This is a genomic window from Staphylococcus sp. HMSC070D05, from assembly GCF_001815595.1.
Lineage (GTDB): Bacteria > Bacillota > Bacilli > Staphylococcales > Staphylococcaceae > Staphylococcus > Staphylococcus hominis.
Genome location: NZ_KV821117.1, coordinates 1 through 379, shown reverse-complemented (window position 1 = coordinate 379; position 379 = coordinate 1). Strand labels below are relative to the sequence as shown.

The following is a 379-nucleotide window of genomic DNA, read 5'->3' as shown; positions in this document are numbered from 1 at the left end:
CTAATTTCGTGGCATGGCGAAAATCCGTAGATCTGAAGAGACCTGCGGTTCTTTTTATATAGAGCGTAAATACATTCAATACCTTTTAAAGTATTCTTTGCTGTATTGATACTTTGATACCTTGTCTTTCTTACTTTAATATGACGGTGATCTTGCTCAATGAGGTTATTCAGATATTTCGATGTACAATGACAGTCAGGTTTAAGTTTAAAAGCTTTAATTACTTTAGCCATTGCTACCTTCGTTGAAGGTGCCTGATCTGTAATTACCTTTTGAGGTTTACCAAATTGTTTAATGAGACGTTTGATAAACGCATATGCTGAATGATTATCTCGTTGCTTACGCAACCAAATATCTAATGTATGTCCCTCTGCATCAA

At 35.1% G+C, this 379-nt stretch carries 1 pseudogene; it reads right to left on the bottom strand.

The annotated features are described in order from the left end of the window. Positions 1 to 379 (bottom strand): annotated as a pseudogene (locus HMPREF3046_RS05090) (IS6-like element IS257 family transposase); the annotation flags it as partial.